This window comes from Methylopila jiangsuensis, assembly GCF_027922305.1.
In the GTDB taxonomy this organism is placed as follows: Bacteria; Pseudomonadota; Alphaproteobacteria; order Rhizobiales; family Methylopilaceae; genus Methylopila; species Methylopila jiangsuensis.
The window spans coordinates 1-4,323 of record NZ_BSFK01000001.1; the positions used below are offsets into that span (position 1 = coordinate 1).

At 68.9% G+C, this 4,323-nt stretch carries 6 protein-coding genes; 4 read left to right on the forward strand and 2 right to left on the reverse strand.

The features are described from left to right. The first annotated feature begins 211 nt into the window (after nucleotides 1–211). A complete protein-coding gene (locus tag PKE85_RS00005; protein WP_271202736.1) occupies nucleotides 212–505 on the forward strand; it encodes a hypothetical protein in 294 nt (97 codons plus the stop codon). Nucleotides 506–565: 60 nt separating this feature from the next. Here PKE85_RS00005 and PKE85_RS00010 read toward each other — a convergent pair whose 3' ends face one another. Together PKE85_RS00010 and PKE85_RS00015 are read right to left on the reverse strand one after the other, a co-directional pair. Next, nucleotides 566–946 carry an MAPEG family protein gene (locus tag PKE85_RS00010; protein WP_271202737.1) on the reverse strand — a complete coding sequence of 127 codons (381 nt, stop codon included), beginning with the start codon at nucleotides 944–946 and terminating at the stop codon, nucleotides 566–568. A 40-nt stretch (nucleotides 947–986) separates the two neighbouring features. After that, the gene (locus PKE85_RS00015) at nucleotides 987–1,259 is read right to left on the reverse strand and encodes a hypothetical protein (protein ID WP_271202738.1); all 273 of its coding nucleotides are present in this window, start codon (nucleotides 1,257–1,259) and stop codon (nucleotides 987–989) included. 193 nt (nucleotides 1,260–1,452) lie between these two features. On the opposite strand from PKE85_RS00015, the gene zapE reads away from it, so the two are divergent. The 3 genes from zapE (at nucleotide 1,453) to PKE85_RS00030 (ending at nucleotide 4,271) form a co-directional block, all read left to right on the forward strand. Then, a complete protein-coding gene (gene zapE, locus PKE85_RS00020; protein WP_271202739.1) occupies nucleotides 1,453–2,616 on the forward strand; it encodes a cell division protein ZapE in 1,164 nt (387 codons plus the stop codon). A gap of 162 nt (nucleotides 2,617–2,778) precedes the next feature. Beyond that, nucleotides 2,779–3,744, forward strand: coding sequence for a malate dehydrogenase (gene mdh / locus PKE85_RS00025; RefSeq protein WP_271202740.1), 966 nt, complete (start codon nucleotides 2,779–2,781; stop codon nucleotides 3,742–3,744). A gap of 74 nt (nucleotides 3,745–3,818) precedes the next feature. Beyond that, a complete protein-coding gene (locus tag PKE85_RS00030; protein ID WP_271202741.1) occupies nucleotides 3,819–4,271 on the forward strand; it encodes a hypothetical protein in 453 nt (150 codons plus the stop codon). Nucleotides 4,272–4,323 lie beyond the last annotated feature (52 nt).

The window sequence follows — 4,323 nt, forward strand, 5'->3', positions numbered from 1 at the left end:
CGTCAATCCGGAAGTGGACCGCACGGCTTCAAGCGTCCCGGACCCGCAACGGATCGCGGGAGCCCCTCAGGCAAAAGGCTTCACCCGTCAGAAGACGTATCGAACAAAACGCGCAAGGCAAAGGGGCGGAACAAATGGTCTGTCGCCACCTCAATCACGAGGCCGGTCGAAATGCCCTTGGAGGGTATTGTTACACAATTCAGGAGACGCGATGACCAAAGGCGACTGGACCGTCTATGTCGACGACAACTTCCACTACATGGATAAAGAGGAGCGGTATCGCCTCGGCTCGTTCGACAGCCTGGAGGCCGCCGTGGCCGCCTGTCGGAAGATTGTGGACACGTTCTTGCAGGACAATCCGGCCAAGACGGCCGACGAACTCTACGAACACTACACCTTGTTCGGTCAAGACCCTTGGATCATGAGGCCGGCCTCCGCGTCCGACACCCCGCTGTTCTCGGCATGGGACTATGCCCGGCGGCGCTGCAATGAATTGCGATCATAGGCCGACATCAGCCGCGCGGAAGGATTCCTGCTCTCCACCAACGGATTGCAGCTTTTCCGCTCAGCCCCACGCCGGCAGCGTGAAAAGCGCGACGGCGACGAAAAAGCCCAGCGACCAGACCGCCGAGCGCAGCGTCGGACGGTCCGCGAGATAGCAGGCCACATACGCCAGACGGAGAGCGACGAAGGCGACGGACAGAAGGTCCGCGGCGCCGCCCGCATGGCCAAGCGTCTGAACCGTCAGCGCCGCGGCCGCGAACAGCGGAAAGATCTCAAAGCCGTTCTGCTGGGCGGCGATGGCGCGTTTGCGCCAGCCGGTAGCCGTCGAGGCCCAGCCGCGCGGGTCGCCGTTGTCGAAGCCGGGCGAACTCCACTTGGCGGGCGCGACGGTGGCGATCGGCAGGATCGCCGCGATCAGCACGCACCACAGCGACAACGACATGAGCCGAATCTCCTCGTCGCCGCTAGCCGGCGCGCGACCTTCACTCGCGCCAGTATTCCCGGATGTTGCCCCGGCGGCCAGCGGCGAAGTCGTAGACCGACTGCTGGACCTGCTCCTGGGTCTGGTGGATCGGGCCATTGGGCTCGTCGCGGGGCCGCGCGCGGGGCAGGCGGCGGACGGCGTCGCCGCAGCACGGGCGCTCCAGCCAGCGCGCGTCGCCTCGGGCGCCGCCATCCCGGTCGCGCGGGCCGGCTTCGGCCGAAAACGCGAGCCCGAGCCCGAAGGCCACGAGAACGACGAGGCTGCGGCGCATGACGGAGGTCTCCCGGTGAATGGAGGCGAAACGTTCCGGATGCGTGGCCTGTTCCGCGCTGGACGCGGGGCCCCCACGCCGTTCGTCGTCATGACGCGGCGGGGGAGGCTCTGCTAAGGCGGGCGTCGAGGCCCGGCCGCCGGCTGCGGCGGGCTGGCGTGAACCGACGGGGAGAAGCGGCGCGGCCGCGATCATGGGCGAGACCACCCTTCAGCGCTACGAGGCGACGGTGCGCTCGGGCGCGCTCGATCGCGATCCGGCCCAGGCCCAGGTCATCGAGCGGCTGAACGCGCTCGATCTGGCGCTGCGCGACCGCAGCCGCAGCAAGTCCGGCGCTTTGAGCTGGCTGTTCGCCCGAAAGAAGGAGCCGGTGAAGGGGCTCTACGTCTGGGGCGAGGTCGGCCGCGGCAAGACCCGTCTGATGGACATGTTTTTCGAGGCGGCCGCGGTCCCGAAGAAACGCCGGGCGCATTTTCACGACTTCATGATCGACGTCCACGCCCGGCTGCACGAGGCGCGGCAGGCGGCGAAGGTGGGCAAGGCCCCGACGGGCGATCTGATCCCCGGCGTCGCGGATCAGATCGCTGCGGAGGCGGGGCTGCTGTGCTTCGACGAGATGCACGTCACCGACATCGCCGACGCCATGATTCTCAGCCGGCTGTTCCAGCGCCTGTTCGAGGCCGGCGTCACCGTGGTCGCCACCTCCAACGTGCCGCCCATGGAGCTTTACAAGGACGGCCTCAACCGGGCGCTGTTCCTGCCGTTCATCGATCTGGTGCGTCAGCGCATGGAGGTGGTGAAGCTGGAGTCGCGCACCGATTTCCGTCGTGAGAAGCTCGGCGACAACGGGCTGTGGCACGCGCCGGCGGACGCGGGCGCGGAAGCCGCGCTCGACGCCGCATTCACGGCGCTTGCGGGCGGGCCGGGCGCGCCGGCGACGCTCGACGTGCAGGGCCGCCACATCCCGCTGCCGCGGGCGGCGAACGGCGTGGCGCGGGCGAGCTTCGACGATCTCTGCGGCAGGCCGCTCGGCGCCGGAGACTACATCGCGCTGGCGCGGCGCTATCACACGCTGGTGCTCGACCGGGTGCCCGTGCTCGACGACCAGCGCCGCAACGAGGCGCGGCGCTTCATGACGCTGGTGGACGAGCTTTACGAGCACGGGGTGAAGCTGGTCGCCTCGGCGGAGGCCGAGCCCGACCAGCTCTGGGCCGGCTCGGAGGGGTATGAGGCCTTCGGCTTCGCGCGCACCGCCTCGCGGCTTGCTGAAATGGGGTCTGAGGAGTGGCTGTCGCGACCGCACGGGCGACCTGACAGCGCCGCCTCGGGGGCGACCACGGGCCTTGTCGAGACCTGATCCGCTAAGGCTCGCTGGTATTACGCTGCGGCGCCGCAAAGAAAGGCGCCGCCTCTCTTGAACCGGCCCGGCAATCGGGCTAGTCGAAAAGCCCGGCCGGCGGCGGCAATTCGCCACGCCCGGCCCAACAGGCGAAACGCCTTCGCGAGGGAGCTTCAGGACATGGCGCGCAGCAAGATCGCACTCGTCGGCTCGGGCCAGATCGGCGGCACGCTCGCCCATCTCGTCGGCCTGAAGGAACTCGGCGATGTGGTGCTGTTCGACATCGTGGACGGCGTGCCCCAGGGCAAGGCGCTCGACATCGCGGAGAGCTCGCCGGTCAGCGGCTTCGACAGCGCGCTCTCGGGCGTCTCATCCTACGAGGGCATCGCCGGCGCCGACGTGGTGATCGTCACCGCCGGCGTGCCGCGCAAGCCCGGCATGAGCCGCGACGACCTGATCGGCACCAACCTCAAGGTCATGGAGCAGGTGGGCGCCGGCATCGCCAAATACGCCCCTGACGCATTCGTGATCTGCATCACCAACCCGCTCGACGCCATGGTTTGGGCGCTGCGCGAGGCCTCGGGCCTGAAGCCGGAGAAGGTGGTCGGCATGGCCGGCGTGCTGGACTCGGCCCGCTTCCGCTACTTCCTCGCCGACGAGTTCAAGGTGTCGGTGGAGGACGTCACCGCCTTCGTGCTCGGCGGCCACGGCGACAGCATGGTGCCGCTGACCCGCTACTCCACGGTGGCCGGCATCCCGCTGCCGGACCTGGTCAAGCTCGGCTGGACCTCGCAGGAGCGCCTGGACCAGATCGTGCAGCGCACCCGCGACGGCGGCGCCGAGATCGTGGGCCTGCTGAAGACCGGCTCGGCGTTCTACGCGCCGGCCGCCTCCGCCATCGCCATGGCCGAGAGCTACCTCAAGGACAAGAAGCGCGTGCTGCCCTGCGCCGCGCATCTCTCCGGCCAGTACGGGCTCAACGACATCTATGTGGGCGTGCCGGTGGTCATCGGCGCGGGCGGCGTGGAGCGCGTGGTCGAGATCGAGCTCAACCCGGACGAACGCGAGGCCTTCGACGCATCGGTCGGCGCCGTGAAGGGGCTGATCGAGGTGTGCAAGGGCATCGCCCCGAACCTCGGCAAGTAAGGCGGAGGCGGGGATGCGCGCGGGAGCTCTGATCATCAAAGGGCTCTCGCTATCGCTTCCCGCGGGCGGCGACGATGAACGATCTGCCGGACATCGGCGATCTCGCTTCCGGCTGGCCGGCCGATCTCGACGACCCGCGCGCCAAACGGCGCGGCCCCGCGCGGCGGACGGCCGACGCGCTGACGGCGTTCGCAGGCGCGCTGTTCGCGGTGGTCGCCTTTGCCGGCTTTGTCGGCTCCGATCCGTTTTCGCCGCCGTGGACGTCGCTTCCGGCGCGCGCGTTCGACGCTCTCGCCTGGCCGCTCCTTACGCTTATCGCGCTCGCCGTCGCCTATCTCATCCTTGCCGTGCTGGCGGATGGGGCGGACGCCCTGTGGCGCTGGCTGCGCGGCCGCGAAACCTCCGCGCGGGCCGAGGCGCGCCGAAACCGCCTGCAGTCCAAACTCGCCGCACAGCGCGCTCGACGGGCGGCTGCGGCCAACGACATAAAACCGTCTGAACGAGGAACGCCCGATGAACATACATGAGTATCAGGCGAAGGCGCTTTTGCGTCGATTTGGGGCGCCTGTTCCGGACGGG

What these genes read in the sequence shown, in the direction of transcription:
- PKE85_RS00005 (WP_271202736.1), top strand. Translation starts at nt 212, where the DNA reads ATGACCAAAGGCGACTGGACCGTCTATGTCGACGACAACTTCCACTAC.
- PKE85_RS00010 (WP_271202737.1), bottom strand. Translation starts at nt 946, where the DNA reads ATGTCGTTGTCGCTGTGGTGCGTGCTGATCGCGGCGATCCTGCCGATC.
- PKE85_RS00015 (WP_271202738.1), bottom strand. Translation starts at nt 1,259, where the DNA reads ATGCGCCGCAGCCTCGTCGTTCTCGTGGCCTTCGGGCTCGGGCTCGCG.
- zapE (WP_271202739.1), top strand. Translation starts at nt 1,453, where the DNA reads ATGGGCGAGACCACCCTTCAGCGCTACGAGGCGACGGTGCGCTCGGGC.
- mdh (WP_271202740.1), top strand. Translation starts at nt 2,779, where the DNA reads ATGGCGCGCAGCAAGATCGCACTCGTCGGCTCGGGCCAGATCGGCGGC.
- PKE85_RS00030 (WP_271202741.1), top strand. Translation starts at nt 3,819, where the DNA reads ATGAACGATCTGCCGGACATCGGCGATCTCGCTTCCGGCTGGCCGGCC.